A 13,996-nucleotide genomic window follows, 5' to 3' on the forward strand; every position below is an offset into this window, starting at 1 on the left:
GCTTGCCCCTTATGGCCCCCGTTCCAAGGGCCTGCTTGGGCCGCATCTCAAGCGCCCGCAGCCTATCCCAAACCATATTTCTCAGCGGGCTTTGCCTGTATTTCGACATATTGTGGTCAAATTCGGTGAATAGACGGTTAAGATACCTCTGATACAAGAGGCGCCGAGAGGCCGCGCTCAGCGAAACCGGAGCAGGGAATGCTGGAATTTGAAAATGTGTCCAAATCTTTTTGGACGGGATCCCAGCACAAGGTCATTCTTGACCGGGTGTCTTTTCGCGTGGAACTTGGCCACTCTTTGGGCGTTCTGGCCCCCAATGGGACGGGCAAGACGACGCTGATCAACATGATGGCCGGACTTGAAAAACCCGATGAGGGCGAGATCAGGCGCGGCTGTAACATCTCGTTTCCATTGGGCTTTATGGGCGGCGTGGTCAACAAGGTCTCGGCTATGGAGAACGCGCGCTATATCGCGCGGCTCTATGGGTTGGACCCGGACTACGTCGAAAGCTTCTGCCGTTGGCTTTGTGGTCTGGGAGAATACTTCGATCAACCGATTGGCACTTATTCTGCCGGGATGCGGGCGCGGTTCTCTTTCGCGCTGATGTTGGCGCTGGATTTTGATATCTATCTGATTGACGAAGGCATGCCGGGCACGACAGACGTGGAGTTTAACCGCAAGGCGGGCGATATTCTGAAAGAACGGCTGCGGACCACGACGATTATCATCGTTTCGCATCAGGCCCATACGCTCGAAAAGTTCGCCCGCTCCGCCGCTGTCCTTTTGGATGGTAAGTTACATATGTTCGACACCTTGGAAGAAGCGAAACAGCTCTATGACTACGAAACCCAAGGCTAGAAAATTCCGCATCCGCAAGGCGCCGCCGCCTTCGGCCTCCAGCGCTTTGCCGAGTAGCACTGCGAAAGCGCAGGCAGCCCCGCGTGAGGCCGAAAAAGCCGAGAGAACGGCCAAGCTGCGCGCTGTGGCCGATGCGACGCAGGTGGAACCTTCCCACAGCAAGGAAGCCTTGGAACATGCCGCGCGCAGCGGCAAGACCCCCAATGCTGAGAGCGCGCGCAGTGGTGAAGTGTCTTCTGCCAATGAAGTTTCCGCCGAGCAGGACATCGACGCGATCCGCCGCGAAGGGCTGACAGGTCGCCAATTGCGCATGGCGCGCCGGGTGGCGCAAAAACATGGGCTGGCGCCCACTTCGGACTTCGATGCAGTGCGGCTTTTGCGCGCAAAGGGGATCGACCCGTTTCAACGGTCAAACATGCTGGAACTCGTGGTGCCGCAGTCAGGCGATCAGGGCGGCAGCGGTTTGCCCGCCACCCGTGGAGAGCCCGGTGGCCCAAAGGTGCAACTGCCGCAGACCACCCCGCGCAACCCTCGCGGCCTGCCCTCGACCGATGTCAGCCCCGCCGAGCGCCGCCAGCGCGAGATCTCCGACATTCAGCGCGACATCACCCGCCGCCGCCGCCGCAAAGCGGCCATGCTGCTGGTCCGGTTGGCGTTCTTCGTCATGCTGCCGACCTTTGCGGCGGGCTATTACTTTTACAAGATCGCCACGCCGATGTATGCCACCGACAGCCAGTTCCTGATCATTCAGAACGAAGGCGGCGGCGGTTCCAGCCCCTTTGGCGGGCTGCTGCCCACGCAATTCGCCAATAGCGCCGACAGCATTGCCACACAGGCCTATCTGCAATCCAAGGATGCCATGCTACGCCTTGATGAAGATGCCGGTTTCCGCACGCATTTTGCGGACCCTGAGATTGACCCGATCCAACGCCTGACCGAAAATCCGACCAACGAAGAGGCCTATAAAGCCTACAAGAAAAACGTCAAAATCGGATATGACCCAACCGAAGGCGTGATCCGGATGGAGGTTATCGCCGCCGATCCGGAGATCTCGGAAGAATTTTCGAAACGCCTGCTCACCTATGCCGAGGAACGGGTCAACGACCTGAGTAAGCAAAAGCGCGAAGACGGCATGCGTGACGCGCGTGAAGGCTATGAAACCGCTCTGGCGAACCGCCGCGCGGCACAGGAGGCTTTGATCAAGCTGCAGGTTGACAACAACGTCGACCCCGAGGCGATGATCGCTTCGATCCGCACTCAGATTACCAATTACGAAACACTGCTGATTGAGAAGGAACTCGAACTCGCCGCCCTGCTCGACAACCAACGCCCGAACCAAGCCAAGGTCGACGGCGCGCGGGGCGACGTGCGCCGGCTGCGCGAACAGCTGACCAAGCTGCGCGAGCGGATGACCGCTGCCAATGAAGGCGAAAACTCGCTGGCGCAGCAGGCGGTCACAGCGCAGCTTGCACAGGCCGATTTGGCCGCCGCTGACATGGTGCTGCAAAGCGCGCAAACCGCAATGGATCAAGCCCGAACCGAGGCCGGGCGGCAGGTCCGCTACCTCACTGTGGCGGTCAATCCCGTGGCCCCGGATGAGGCCACCTACCCCCGCAAGTTCGAAAACACGATATTGGCTTTCCTTATCTTTGCAGGCATCTACCTGATGCTGTCCCTGACGGCGTCCATTCTAAGAGAACAGGTAACTTCATGACCCAGCTGCGCATCGGAAATCTGACAGTCGGCAACGACCGCCCTCTCACCGTGATCGCTGGCCCCTGCCAGTTAGAGAGCGAAGATCACGCGCAGATGATCGCGGGCGTGCTGAAGGAAGCCTGTGACGCGGCTGGCGCGCAGTTCATCTTCAAAGCCAGCTACGACAAGGCCAACCGCACTTCCCTCTCGGGCAAGCGCGGTTTGGGCATCGAAAAAGGTCTTCAGGTGTTGCAATCTGTGGCCCGTGCCAATGACGTGCCAGTGCTAACGGATGTGCACAACGAGGCGCAATGCGCGCAGGCCGGGAAAGTGGTCGATGTGCTGCAAATCCCCGCCTTCCTCTGCCGTCAAACCGACATCCTGCTGGCCGCGGGCGAAACAGGCAAGGCCGTCAACGTCAAAAAGGGTCAGTTCCTTGCCCCTTGGGAAATGCAGAACATCGTCGACAAGATCGAAAGCACCGGCAACAAGAACATCCTACTGACCGAGCGGGGCACGACATTCGGCTATAACACATTGGTGGCCGACATGCGCAGCCTGCCACAGATGGCCCAGACCGGCTACCCGGTGGTCATGGACGCAACCCATTCAGTCGCCCAACCCGGCGGCAAGGGTGGATCCTCAGGCGGCCAGCGCGAGTTTGCCCCGGTCATGGCCCGTGCAGCAGCCTCCATCGGCGTCGCCGCGATCTTTATGGAGACGCATGAAGACCCCGACACCGCGCCCAGTGATGGGCCGAATATGATCTACCTCGACCAGATGCCGGGGCTGATCAACCTGCTGATGCAATTTGATGCGCTGGCAAAAAGCCATCCGCTGACTTTCTAAATTTATCCCAAAAAGCGAGTATTTGACGTGAGCAAACCGGCCTCCACCGTGACCCCAAACACTTGGGAATTTCTCCGTGATGCGATGATCACTCCGACAGGTTTCCGGGAGTACGACGCGCGTTGGAAATACCCCGACGACATTAACCTGCCCGGCATCACCGCACTTGGCCTTGGGTTGGGCACGCAGATGCACGCGCGCGGGATTGAGCCGGTCATCGCCGTGGGTAATGATTATCGCGACTATTCTCTGTCGATCAAAAACGCGCTGATGCTGGGGCTGATGCAGGCCGGGATCACGGTCAAAGACATCGGCCCCGCCCTGTCGCCCATGGCCTATTTCGCGCAATTCCATCTCAATGCGCCCGCCGTTGCGATGGTCACCGCCAGCCATAACCCGAACGGCTGGACCGGCGTTAAGATGGGTTTTGAGCGCCCCCTGACCCATGGCCCAGATGAGATGGCCGAGCTGCGCGACATCGTGCTGAATGGCCGCGGAGAGCGGCGTCCGGGTGGTGCCTATGAGTTCGTTGACGGCGTGCGTGAGGCCTATCTTGACGACCTCGTGGGAGACTTCAAAATGTCCCGCAAGCTGAAGGTCGTCTGCGCTACTGGCAACGGCACCGCCTCGGCCTTCGCACCCGAGCTGTTCCGCCGTCTGGGCGTCGAAGTCGTCGATAGCCACAACACGCTCGATTACACCTTCCCCCATTACAACCCGAACCCTGAAGCCATGGAGATGCTGCACGACATGGCCGACAGCGTCCGGGCCTCTGGCGCTGATTTCGCGCTAGGCTTTGACGGTGACGGCGACCGTTGCGGCGTGGTGGACGATGAGGGCGAAGAGATCTTCGCGGACAAGATGGGCGTCATCATGGCCCGCGATCTGGTGAAGCTCTACCCTAACAGCACCTTCGTCGCGGATGTGAAATCGACCGGCCTCTTCGCCTCTGACCCTGAGTTGCAAAAGCATGGGGCCAAAGCCGACTACTGGAAAACAGGCCACAGCCACATGAAACGCCGCGTCAAAGAATTGGGCGCGCTGGCGGGCTTTGAGAAATCCGGCCACTACTTCCTCGCCGAGCCGATTGGTCGCGGCTATGACTGCGGCATGCGCGTCGCGGTGGAAATCTGCAAGCTGATGGACCGCAACCCCGACATGTCCATGTCCGACCTGCGCCGCGCCCTGCCCCAGACCTGGGCCACACCCACCATGTCGCCCTATGCCTCGGACACCGAAAAATACGACATCCTTGATCGTCTGGTTCAAAAACTGGTCGCCAAGGCAGAGGCCGGAGACAAAATCGGCGGGCGCGCGATCGCCGAGGTGATTACGGTAAACGGTGCGCGGGTTATGCTCGACAATGGCGGCTGGGGCCTCGTGCGGGCCTCTTCGAACACGCCTAACTTGGTGGTCGTCTGCGAAAGCCCCGACTCTGAAGCTGAAATGCGCGCCATCTTCGCCGATATCGATGCCGTGATCCGGACCGAGCCGGGCGTGGGCGATTACGATCAGTCTATCTGATCGCACCATTCTAGGACAAAAAAGACAAAGGTCCGGGGCAATGCCACCGGGCCTTTTTTCGTTGAGAGCGGGGAGGAGTTACTTCAACGCCGCTTCGCAAAAGGCGCGCATCCGCTGCGGATCCTTCACGCCCGGCGCGCTTTCCACGCCTGACGAAACATCGACCTGCCGCGCTCCGGTGAGGGCAATCGCCTCTCCGACATTGTCCGCGTTCAAGCCGCCTGCGAGCATCCAAGGCTTCGGCCAGCGTCGACCCGCGATCAGCCGCCAGTCGAAGGCCAGCCCGTTCCCGCCCGGCAGCACTGCGTCCTTAGGCGGTTTGGCGTCTACTAGAAGCTGATCTGCCACGGTCACATAGTCGTTCAGCGCGGCCAAGTCGTCCCGATCGGCAACGCCAATGGCTTTCATCACCGGCAAACCATAGCGGGCCTTCACCTCAGCCACCCGGGCCGGGCTTTCGCTGCCGTGAAGCTGTAGCATGTCGAGAAAGGGTACGGCTGCGAGCAACGTATCCAGCGCCGCATCATCCGCATTAACGGTCAGCGCAACTTTGCAGATGCCATCCGGCACCGCCTCTGTCATATGCGCTGCCGCCTCCAGCGATAGATCCCGAGGCGACTTCTCGAAAAAGACGAACCCCAACGTACGCGCCCCGGCCAAAAGGGCCGCAGGCACATCGGCGGGGTCGGTCAAACCGCAGATTTTAACATTGATATTCTCAGGCATATGAGGGGATTAGCCTGCTTCGTCCAGCAGCGCCAGAACCTCGTCTTTGCCCTGATGCTTCTCTGCCTTGAGGCGGATGACTTCCCGCTCCAACCGGCGCCGCTCGCGGGCCTGACGGGCCAGTTCGGCGCGGTGACCATGCTCGCGGATCCATTCCCAAACGAAGCCAACCAGCAGGCCCACGATGATCCCACCAAGGATCACGATAAAGAGCGGCAGTTGCACCGATGGGTTTACCGCGAACCACCCTGAGATTTCGGTCGGAAGCACCTGGAGCGTTACGATATTGCGGTTTGCCAAGGCAACAGAAACCAGCGCCACCGCGAAGAGCGCGATGCAGGCGTAACGGATATAACGCATCAGCTTTTCCCGTTCAGGCGGTCGCGCAGCAGCTTGCCAGTCTTAAAGAAGGGCACATGTTTTTCTTCGACATTCACTGTCTCACCGGTGCGTGGATTACGGCCCACCCGGGCATCGCGCTTTTTCACTGAGAACGCGCCGAAACCGCGCAGTTCGACACGATCACCGCGCGACATGGCGCCCGTGATCTCATCGAAGACGGTGTTTACGATCCGCTCAACATCACGCTGATAAAGATGCGGATTGTCGTCAGCGATCTTCTGGATCAGTTCCGACCGGATCATGGCACGTCCCCCGAGAATTTATTGATGTCTTACGCGACTATAGGAAATAACGCTCCACTCGGGAAGGTGTTCCGATTGCGCTGCGATAGATTTTTCGCAGCGAAACCCCTGTTTTATCGGCTTTTTTCCGCCGCTGCCCTCCCAGAAAAGCCTTAAGGCGCAAGGCAATGGCTCCTTCGCCTCAAGACACCGCCCCGATTCGAGCGGCCCCCGAGAACAGCAAAAGGCCCCGCATGTTGCAATGCGGGGCCTTCGTTAACGTGACACATTCAACGTGGAATGTGCTTACTCGTCGTCGCCCTTCAGCGCCGCACCAAGGATGTCGCCCAAGCTCGCGCCGGAGTCGGAGGAACCGTACTGCTGTACCGCCTCTTTCTCTTCTGCGATCTCACGCGCCTTGATCGAAACGCCCAGACGGTGTGCCTTGGCATCGACATTGGTGATGCGCACGTCGACCTTGTCACCGACCGAGAAACGCTCAGGGCGCTGTTCGGCACGGTCACGGCTGAGGTCGGAACGACGGATGAAGCTCTTCATGCCTTCGTATTCGACTTCGATGCCACCTTCTTCGATGGAGGTCACGTTCACAGTCACGATCGAGCCGCGCTTCACGCCGCCAACCGCTTCAGCGAACTTGTCACCGCCGACGTTCTTGATCGAGAGCGAGATACGCTCTTTCTCAACGTCGACTTCGGAGACAACGGCCTGAACCACGTCACCTTTGCGGTAGTCCTGGATCGCCTCTTCGCCGCGCTGGTCCCAGCTGAGGTCGGAGAGGTGAACCATGCCGTCGATGTCGCCCGGCAGGCCAACGAACAGACCGAATTCGGTGATGTTCTTGACTTCGCCCTCGACTTCGGTGCCCTCGGGGTGTGTTTCAGCGAACACTTCCCATGGGTTGCGCATGGTCTGCTTGAGACCAAGGGAAACACGGCGCTTGGCACCGTCGATTTCCAGCACCATGACTTCAACTTCTTGCGAAGTGGACACGATCTTGCCGGGGTGCACGTTCTTTTTGGTCCAAGACATCTCGGACACGTGAACGAGACCTTCGACACCCGGCTCCAGCTCGACGAACGCGCCGTAGTCGGTGATGTTGGTCACGCGGCCAGTGTGCACCGACTCGAGCGGGTACTTGGCGCCAACCAGATCCCACGGATCTTCCTGCAGCTGCTTCATGCCGAGGCTGATGCGGTGGGTCTCTTTGTTGATCTTGATGACCTGAACCTTGATGGTCTCGCCAATCGCCAAGATCTCGGACGGGTGGTTGACCCGACGCCATGCCATGTCGGTGACGTGCAAGAGGCCGTCAACGCCGCCAAGGTCAACAAACGCACCGTATTCGGTGATGTTCTTGACCACACCATCGACGGTCTGACCTTCGGTCAGGTTGCCAATGACTTCGGCACGCTGTTCGGCGCGGGACTCTTCGAGGATCGCACGGCGCGAAACCACGATGTTGCCACGACGGCGGTCCATCTTGAGGATCTGGAACGGCTGCTTGAGACCCATGAGCGGGCCCGCGTCGCGCACGGGGCGGACGTCGACTTGGCTGCCGGGCAGGAACGCAACTGCGCCGCCGAGGTCGACGGTGAAGCCACCTTTGACACGGCCAAAGATCGCGCCTTCGACACGCTCTTCTGCGGCATAGGCTTTTTCCAGACGATCCCAGGCTTCCTCACGGCGGGCCATTTCGCGGCTGATGACAGCTTCGCCACGCGCGTTTTCGACTTGGCGAAGGAAAACTTCGACTTCGTCGCCAACTTCGATTTTGGGGGATTCGCCGGGATCAGCAAATTCTTTGAGCTCAACGCGGCCTTCCATTTTGTAGCCGACGTCGATGATGGCTTGGCCCGCTTCGACAGCGATCACCTTGCCTTTGACGACTGTGCCCTCTTGGGGCGTGTCCATTTCGAAGCTTTCGTTCAGAAGCGCTTCGAATTCGTCCATTGCTTTAGTCATGTAGCTTTTCGTATCCTTATCAAATGTTTCTGGCCGTGCGGTTGTCTCCGCCGGTCTGGAGTTGCAATTGGTCGTCGTGGTGGCACTGTGCAGAAAGCGCCGGAGAAACTCCGAAGCAAAGGCACAGCGGTGAACCCGCAGCCGAACGCAAACAAAAGAGGGCCGGTTGGTACCGACCCTGCCCGTTATATCGCGCCCGAAGCTGTAACCGCCCCTTAGACAGGGCGCGTATAGGCTAATTTTATCGCTCCTGCAAGGGCTATGCGTGCGTATGGCGGGTGATATGCAGAGGTCTGCTGGCTGCGACTGATGCGGGATGTGGTGAAAATAGAGGGTGCGTGGAACGGTTCACGGAAGCGGGCAAGACTGACAGGGTACGCTCCACCCGGCTTGTCACCAAGCGCGCTCCACGACGCCTTGAGGGAACAGCTCTCATGACAGCCGCAGCCCCCCCCTGCCCTCACCCGATCGCCTGACCGAATAGACGGGACTGCCATCTACCGACGTGCGACCAAACCTGCTCCGCGCCGCCCGAGAGTGCGCAAACACTTCCCCCATGACCGCCGCGGAACCTCCTGTACTTCAGCCGACCGACCCGCCCCATCCGGCACCCAGACCCGGTGTCGGCTTGGGCAAATCAGCGAGATCGCCTTCGGCAAGTTCGCTGCCTTGGAAGCTGGCCAGATCCTCGACAAACTCCCACAGGCGCAAGAAAGTATAGTCGACCTTGGCCAGTTCTTCCGCCACCAGTGCCGGGTTCGACCGATCGAGTGCGCGTAAGTCCCGCATTAAGTCACCAACCATAGGCTTGATCTCCTGCGCGCATTCCTCGGAAAACCGCCGCAGGACACTTTGAACCTCAGAGCGTTTCTGCTCCTGCGTGGTAATGCCAAGTTGCAGCGCCGTCTTTTGCAAGGCGTTAAAGGCCGAGCGCCGCAAAGTGCTTTGCGAAAGCTCATCCTTGGCGATGTAATCACTACACCCGCCTCGCAGCGCTTCGATTGCTACATCGGTTTGATCCGTCCCGGTGACCATCACGGTTGCCACGGCGCCGTTCTGCGAATGGGTCCGGATCATCTGCAGCCCACGCAGCCCGTCCCCATCGGGAAGGTTGTAATCCAACAGGATCAGGTCAAATGCCCCCTCATCCAACTGCTGAGCGAGCGCGGCGAGGCTCTCTGCCTCAAACATCCGGATGGGAAAGTCGAGCCCACCGCAAAGCCGTTTGATCCGCATCCGGTCAAAACGCTGATCGTCCACGATCAGGATACGCACCGCAGTGCCCGGCGCAGCCCTGCCGTCTGCCGCATCGCTCGCGCCGGTCTCTTGCCTTGCCACGCTCATCAGCCGTCCCCCTGCATTGCCCCGACATCTAGGCGCATGGAGCCTAACAAATGATTAACCCCCACCTAATCGCCGCCGCTCCTGCAGAGGAATGTTGCGGTGACGCGGCGGGGCCGCTACATGAGCCGCCATGAGTGAAACAGAACGCCCCCGCCGCAACTTCTATGGCCGCCTCAAAGGCAAATCCCTCAAGAAGTCGCAAAAGACCTATATCGACGAAGACCTCGACGCGCTGTCGCCGGGGGCCGTTGATTGGGAGAGCAATCCCGACCGTACACCGCTGGACCTCGAAACGCTGTTTGGCGGGCGTAAGGTCTGGCTCGAAATCGGCTTTGGCGGTGGTGAGCATTTGGTGCATCAGGCGGGGCAGAACCCCGACGTGGGCATCATCGGCTGCGAGCCCTACATCAACGGCGTCGCCATGTTGCTGGGGAAAATCCGGCGGGCGGGCGTGGATAACCTCGCGATCCACCCCGGTGACGTGCGCGATATGTTCGATGTGCTGCCCGAAGCCTCCATCGACCGGGCGTTCCTGCTCTACCCCGACCCTTGGCCAAAAACCCGCCACCACCGCCGCCGCTTTGTCACGCCCGAGCATCTGGAGCCACTGGCCCGCGTGTTGAAACCCGGCGCGATCTTCCGCGTGGCGACCGATATCGAAGACTACGTCCGCCAGACCCTCGAACAGGTGCCACAACACGGGTTTGACTGGCTGGCCGAAGGGCCGGACGACTGGCGCGCGCCGTGGGACGATTGGATTTCGACCCGCTATGAGCAGAAAGCACTGCGCGAGGGGCGCACCCCGCATTACCTGACCTTCCGCAAACGCTGAGTCCGAACGCCTGATACCACCCTGATTACAATCCATTGCACGCGCGGCGATGGACGCTGCCGCCGGCCTGCGATAATAGGGGCCTCAAGCAGATTAGAGGTACCTCATGTCCAGTCACGGCAGCCCCATTCCCATGTTATCGCGCGCCTGCGGGCCGCTTAGCGGCACCGCCGAGGTGCCCGGCGACAAGTCGATCTCACACCGCAGCCTGATCCTTGGCGCCATGGCCGTGGGCGAGACCACGATCACCGGGCTTTTGGAAGGGCAAGACGTGCTCGACACCGCCAAGGCGATGCGGGCTTTCGGGGCCGAGGTGATTGACCACGGCGGCGGCTCTTATTCCGTGCACGGCGTTGGCGTCGGCGGCTTTGCTGAGCCGGATAATGTGATCGATTGCGGCAATTCCGGTACCGGCGTGCGCCTGCTGATGGGGGCCATGGCCACCTCTCCGATCTCGGTCACCTTCACCGGCGACGCCAGCCTCAACAGCCGCCCGATGGCGCGGGTAACCGACCCGTTGGCGTTATTTGGCACGCAATCTGTAGGCCGCGCCGGGGGCCGCTTGCCGATGACCCTTGTGGGCGCGGCTGAGCCTGTGCCGGTGCGCTATACTGTCCCGGTCCCTTCCGCACAGGTTAAATCCGCCGTGCTACTAGCCGGGCTGAATGCCCCCGGCAAAACCGTGGTGATCGAGGCCGAAGCCACCCGCGATCATACCGAGCGGATGCTGGCAGGCTTCGGTGCCGAGATCACGGTCGAAGAAACGGACGAAGGCCGCGTCATCACCCTGACCGGCCAGCCCGAGTTGAAACCGCAACATATCGACGTGCCGCGCGACCCCTCCTCTGCCGCCTTCCCCGTTTGCGCGGCGCTGATCGTCCCCGGATCGGACGTACTTGTCCCCGGCATCGGGCTGAACCCCACGCGGGCGGGGCTGTTCACAACCCTGCGCGAGATGGGCGCGGATCTGACCTACGAAAACGAGCGGACCGAGGGCGGCGAGCCTGTGGCTGACCTGCGCGCGAAATTCTCCCCCAATCTTTATGGCATCGAAGTTCCGCCCGCGCGCGCGGCAAGCATGATCGACGAATACCCCGTGCTCTCGGTCGTGGCGGCCTGTGCGACGGGCGACACCTTGATGCGCGGCGTCAAGGAATTGCGGGTCAAGGAAAGCGACCGGATCGAGGCCATGGCCAGCGGGCTGCGCGCCAATGGGGTCGAGGTCGAAGACGGGCCGGATTGGTGGATCGTCAAAGGGTTGGGCCACGGCAATATCCCCGGGGGTGCGACCTGCCAAAGCCATCTCGACCACCGCATCGCCATGTCGTTCTTGATCCTCGGCATGGTCGCGCAACAGCCGGTGAAGGTGGATGACGGCGGCCCCATCGCCACGTCTTTCCCGATTTTCGAGCCTCTAATGGCGTCTTTGGGGGCACAGGTCGAACGGCTGCCTGCGTGACAGGGGAAAGGCTCATTTGGCTCAGCTTTTGTTCCGCGTTGGCCTTTGCCGCCCTTGCGGGCTTTGCCGAAACCCAGTTGCGCGCGGCGGGCATGGGGGTCTTGGACGGGCGGCTTTGGGGCTATGATCTGGCCGAGGCACGCGCCTATCTCGCCGCTCTCAGGCCGCGCCAAACCGCACTTTACCTCGGCCAGTTTCGACTGGCTGACACGGCCTTCCCCGCGCTTCTGGCGCTGGCATTGCTGCTGTGGTTTCGGCGCTGGTGTGCAGGCGGGCTTCGGCTGGCGCTGACGCTAGCTGTCGCACTCTACCTCGGGGCGGATTACACCGAGAATATGCTGATCGCGCGGCTGGTTGAACTGGGGCCAGAACGGTTGACTGAACAAGCGGTTGCGACCGCCAGCCTGTTTACGCAGGTAAAGTGGACAATACTGGCCGCCTGTTTCGGAGCAGCCCTGTTACTTGGCCTGCGGGCGCGCAACGAAAGGAATGTGCAATGACGAAGAGTACAAATGGCGGCATGACCGTGGCCATCGACGGCCCTGCGGCAGCGGGCAAAGGCACGGTCGCCAAGGCCGTCGCAGCGCATTTCGGATTTGCGCATCTCGACACCGGGCTTTTGTACCGCGCGGTGGCTGCGAAAACCCTCACGGGGATGGACCCCGAAAAGGCCGCACAGACGCTCGCCCCTGTCGATCTCGAAGACCCCAGCCTGCGCAATCCGGACGTGGCGCAGGAAGCCAGCAAAGTGGCCGTGATCCCAGCGGTGCGCGCCGCCCTCGTGCGGTTCCAACGCAGCTTTGCCGCCCGCGCGGGCGGTGCGGTGCTGGACGGTCGCGACATCGGCACAGTGATCTGCCCCGATGCGCCGGTGAAACTTTTCATCACCGCTAGCCCCGAAGTGCGCGCAGAGCGCCGCTTTGCCGAGCTTTCGAGCAAGGGAATTGAGATCTCTTATGAAACCGTCTTGGAAGACGTCAAACAGCGCGACCTGCGCGACATGAGCCGCGACCAAGCACCACTGAAACCCGCAGCGGATGCCAAGCAGATCGACACGACTGAAATGGCGATTGAAGATGCGGTAGCCGCTGCAGTGGCTTTGGTCGAGGCCAAGTTGGCCGACCGGGGGTAAATGCCGCCAATACTAAAGAGAGGACGCGACTGCAGCCTCAGTATTCTGCAGTACGGATAAGCGTTTAAGGCCTCGAAGTGCAGCGTAAGCTTCGAGCCTTCCCCTACCACAGGCTGCACCACAATACTCATGTCAGACGATACCACTTTACAGTCTGAAATGCCTGTGGCTGCCTAGACCAAAGATCGGAAAGGTATTCTCATGGATTTTCAGATTTGGTTGGCGTTCGTTGCGGCCTCGATCGCTCTTTTGCTCATTCCCGGGCCGACAGTATTGCTCGTTCTCAGCTATGCTATCTGCCAGGGGAAACGGGTCGCTATTGCGACGGTAGGCGGCGTGGCGCTTGGCGACTTCATTGCAATGTCAGCTTCGCTCGCTGGTCTGGGAGCTTTGGTTCTGGCGTCCGCCACACTCTTTACCGTTCTGAAATGGGTCGGGGCCTTATATCTCATTTATTTGGGCATTAAGCTCTTTCGAGGCGCATCTACCGCCTCCCTCGGCGATCTGGAAGAGTCATCTGAAACCAGCGCATTGAGCGTCTTTGGACATGTCACAGCTGTAACCGCCCTTAATCCAAAATCCATTGTTTTTTTCATCGCGTTCGTCCCACAATTCGTTGCCGTGGACAGCCCGCTCTTGCCTCAGTTTGCCATACTCGTCGTTACCTTCGTCGGTCTCGCTGCAATTAATGCACTTGCCTATGCGCTGCTAGCGGACAAGCTGCGGGCCAAAATCGCACGACCATCGGTGTTGGCTTGGTTTTCCCGTCTCGGCGGCACTGCCCTTATTGCAATGGGTGTCGCGACGGCTGCATTCAAACGAGTGTAATGAACCTCATCTAAGGTCGGATTTGTCCACCCGTTCGCCCTCAAGCCAAGCGCCCGAAGATATCTTCAGGCGCTTAGCTGGACATAGTATCATCCCTACAAGGAGTCCGGCCAAGGGTTGCACCACGCTCCGCAACGGCCTAG

14 protein-coding genes are annotated in these 13,996 nt (G+C 60.3%); 9 read left to right on the top strand and 5 right to left on the bottom strand.

Annotation, left to right across the window (positions count from 1 at the left end; genetic code table 11):
• Positions 1–198 precede the first annotated feature (198 nt).
• Genes K3759_RS11690 through K3759_RS11705 form a run of 4 tightly spaced genes read left to right on the top strand, consistent with a single transcriptional unit; the run spans position 199 to position 4,926 of the window.
• Complete coding sequence (locus K3759_RS11690; protein ID WP_259981997.1) at positions 199–858, top strand: ABC transporter ATP-binding protein; 660 nt, start codon at positions 199–201, stop codon at positions 856–858.
• Positions 836–2,572 (top strand): capsule biosynthesis protein, encoded by a 1,737-nt coding sequence (locus tag K3759_RS11695; RefSeq protein ID WP_259981999.1) that lies wholly within the window; start codon positions 836–838, stop codon positions 2,570–2,572. The genes K3759_RS11690 and K3759_RS11695 overlap by 23 nt, the downstream gene beginning before the upstream one ends.
• Positions 2,569–3,402: a 3-deoxy-8-phosphooctulonate synthase gene (gene kdsA / locus K3759_RS11700; protein WP_259982000.1), complete on the top strand. Its 834-nt coding sequence runs from the start codon at positions 2,569–2,571 to the stop codon at positions 3,400–3,402. The genes K3759_RS11695 and kdsA overlap by 4 nt, the downstream gene beginning before the upstream one ends.
• A gap of 27 nt (positions 3,403–3,429) precedes the next feature.
• The gene (locus K3759_RS11705) at positions 3,430–4,926 is read left to right on the top strand and encodes a phosphomannomutase/phosphoglucomutase (RefSeq protein WP_259982001.1); all 1,497 of its coding nucleotides are present in this window, start codon (positions 3,430–3,432) and stop codon (positions 4,924–4,926) included.
• 78 nt (positions 4,927–5,004) lie between these two features.
• Here the strand turns inward: K3759_RS11705 and K3759_RS11710 are convergent, their stop codons facing one another.
• The 5 genes from K3759_RS11710 to K3759_RS11730 all read right to left on the bottom strand — a co-directional run bounded on the left by K3759_RS11710 (position 5,005) and on the right by K3759_RS11730 (position 9,602).
• On the bottom strand, positions 5,005–5,652 hold the full coding sequence (locus K3759_RS11710) for a phosphoribosylanthranilate isomerase (RefSeq protein ID WP_259982004.1): 648 nt from the start codon (positions 5,650–5,652) through the stop codon (positions 5,005–5,007).
• Positions 5,653–5,661: 9 nt separating this feature from the next.
• Positions 5,662–6,012 (bottom strand): lipopolysaccharide assembly protein LapA domain-containing protein, encoded by a 351-nt coding sequence (locus K3759_RS11715; RefSeq protein WP_259982006.1) that lies wholly within the window; start codon positions 6,010–6,012, stop codon positions 5,662–5,664.
• Positions 6,012–6,296: an integration host factor subunit beta gene (ihfB, locus tag K3759_RS11720; RefSeq protein ID WP_067626061.1), complete on the bottom strand. Its 285-nt coding sequence runs from the start codon at positions 6,294–6,296 to the stop codon at positions 6,012–6,014. The genes K3759_RS11715 and ihfB overlap by 1 nt, the downstream gene beginning before the upstream one ends.
• 285 nt (positions 6,297–6,581) lie before the next feature.
• The gene (rpsA, locus tag K3759_RS11725; RefSeq protein WP_259985629.1) at positions 6,582–8,246 is read right to left on the bottom strand and encodes a 30S ribosomal protein S1; all 1,665 of its coding nucleotides are present in this window, start codon (positions 8,244–8,246) and stop codon (positions 6,582–6,584) included.
• 594 nt (positions 8,247–8,840) lie between these two features.
• A complete protein-coding gene (locus tag K3759_RS11730) occupies positions 8,841–9,602 on the bottom strand; it encodes a response regulator (protein ID WP_259982007.1) in 762 nt (253 codons plus the stop codon).
• Between the two features lie 130 nt (positions 9,603–9,732).
• Here K3759_RS11730 and trmB point away from each other — a divergent pair, with 130 nt between their 5' ends.
• From trmB to K3759_RS11755, 5 genes are all read left to right on the top strand, one after another.
• On the top strand, positions 9,733–10,434 hold the full coding sequence (gene trmB / locus K3759_RS11735) for a tRNA (guanosine(46)-N7)-methyltransferase TrmB (RefSeq protein ID WP_259982008.1): 702 nt from the start codon (positions 9,733–9,735) through the stop codon (positions 10,432–10,434).
• A gap of 106 nt (positions 10,435–10,540) precedes the next feature.
• Entirely contained in the window at positions 10,541–11,893 is a 1,353-nt protein-coding gene (gene aroA / locus K3759_RS11740) for a 3-phosphoshikimate 1-carboxyvinyltransferase (protein ID WP_259982010.1), read from the top strand.
• Positions 11,890–12,393 carry a hypothetical protein gene (locus K3759_RS11745; protein ID WP_259982012.1) on the top strand — a complete coding sequence of 168 codons (504 nt, stop codon included), beginning with the start codon at positions 11,890–11,892 and terminating at the stop codon, positions 12,391–12,393. The genes aroA and K3759_RS11745 overlap by 4 nt, the downstream gene beginning before the upstream one ends.
• The gene (locus K3759_RS11750) at positions 12,390–13,025 is read left to right on the top strand and encodes a d(CMP) kinase (RefSeq protein WP_259982014.1); all 636 of its coding nucleotides are present in this window, start codon (positions 12,390–12,392) and stop codon (positions 13,023–13,025) included. Before K3759_RS11745 ends, K3759_RS11750 begins: the two co-directional genes overlap by 4 nt.
• A gap of 201 nt (positions 13,026–13,226) precedes the next feature.
• Positions 13,227–13,853 carry a LysE family translocator gene (locus tag K3759_RS11755; protein ID WP_259982018.1) on the top strand — a complete coding sequence of 209 codons (627 nt, stop codon included), beginning with the start codon at positions 13,227–13,229 and terminating at the stop codon, positions 13,851–13,853.
• Positions 13,854–13,996 lie beyond the last annotated feature (143 nt).

The organism is Sulfitobacter sp. W027, assembly GCF_025143985.1.
Taxonomy (GTDB): Bacteria; Pseudomonadota; Alphaproteobacteria; order Rhodobacterales; family Rhodobacteraceae; genus Sulfitobacter.